Genomic DNA, 1,263 nt, shown 5'->3' with positions numbered 1-1,263 from the left:
CGGAAATGAAAATCCTCAATCAGCGTCGGACCGCGCGCGCCGACCTTGAGCGTATTGAGGTCATCCGAAACCGGCCCACCTTGGGCGGTGGTCATGACCGGCGTCTTGTCCTCGGCGAGTTGATGAAGGTCTCCGCCTCGGCCTGCGTCGAGCTTCTGATCATGAAGCGTGAGCGACTTCCGTCCATTTGTGGCCTTGTTGCTGGCTGACATGGCTGGCTCCGATTCTTTCGCGATTTATGTTCAAATGAAAAGGGTGCCGAGTGGCACCCTTAGTTCATGATCACGCTGCTTTGGCGGGTTGGTTAGCTGACGCATCCGCAAGTTTCGTCAGATCACTGTCCGTCTTGGATTCTTCCTGCAGCGTCTGGTCGAGTAGTTTTGCAGCATCGGTCATGCCAAGCTCCGTCGCCCACCGCTTCAATGTCCCATAACGAGTGATTTCGTAATGTTCGACCGCCTGTGCAGACGAGATCAGGCCGGCGTCTAACGCCGCGGTATCCTTGAATTCCTCCATGATCTCCTCGGCTTCGGCGATAATTCCCTCGATCGCATCGCAAGTCTTGCCTCTTGCTGTCTTGCCCATGATTTCGAACACTTGGACTAGTCGCTCGACGTGGCCTTCAGTCTGTTCACGGTGCTTTTCGAAAGCCGTTTTCAAATCTTCAGAGTGCGCTGCACGCTTCATTTTTGGCAGGGCCTTGAGAATTTTACGTTCAGCGTAATAGATGTCCTTGAGAGTATCGTGGAATAAGTCTTCGAGATTTTTTTCCTTGGCCATAATTCATCTCCTCTTATGAATTGGTTACCACAAATCGCCGGTAAAGTTCCGGCAGTAAGTGATCAATGGCTGATGAGACAGGCAGGAAACTGCGTCTCTGCCTCCTCGTTTAACGCCGTGTCGAAATTTAAGTTCCCGGCCGGACGGCCACAGTTTCTATTCCGACAGAAGCGTTCGACGAGATATCTGCGACTGATTTGTGGGAACTCCTATCTTGCGCAGGCGCCAGCCCCTTCCCATCTGACGGAATGTCAACTGTTTTCAAAAAATCCGATCCGCATCATGCGGAACAAAATCTCGCAGACGCAGTTTCCCACGTGGCGATAACACCCGCCAAGCGCCAGAAACTCATTTAACACCGGGACATGGCGCAGCCCTGCCTGGTGTTGTCACGTTAACTGGGCTGCAGTTGCCTGCCTGACGGTTTGGGCGTAAATTTTGGCGATGCAGACATCAGATATCATCTTCAAGCGTCACCGTTTT

The 1,263-nt window shown here is 52.6% G+C and carries 1 protein-coding gene and 1 pseudogene; both read right to left on the bottom strand.

Annotation, left to right across the window (positions count from 1 at the left end; translation table 11 throughout):
* A pseudogene (locus FIB18_RS24690) lies at positions 1 to 212 on the bottom strand (catalase HPII); the annotation flags it as partial.
* A 70-nt stretch (positions 213 to 282) separates the two neighbouring features.
* Entirely contained in the window at positions 283 to 780 is a 498-nt protein-coding gene (locus FIB18_RS24685) for a YciE/YciF ferroxidase family protein (RefSeq protein ID WP_138787510.1), read from the bottom strand.
* Between the last annotated feature and the right edge of the window lie 483 nt (positions 781 to 1,263).

Origin of the sequence: Brucella pecoris (genome assembly GCF_006376675.1) — a bacterium.
Taxonomy (GTDB): Bacteria; Pseudomonadota; Alphaproteobacteria; order Rhizobiales; family Rhizobiaceae; genus Brucella; species Brucella pecoris.
The sequence above is the reverse complement of the archived record's forward strand: the minus strand, read 5'-3'. Positions and strand labels throughout refer to the sequence as shown.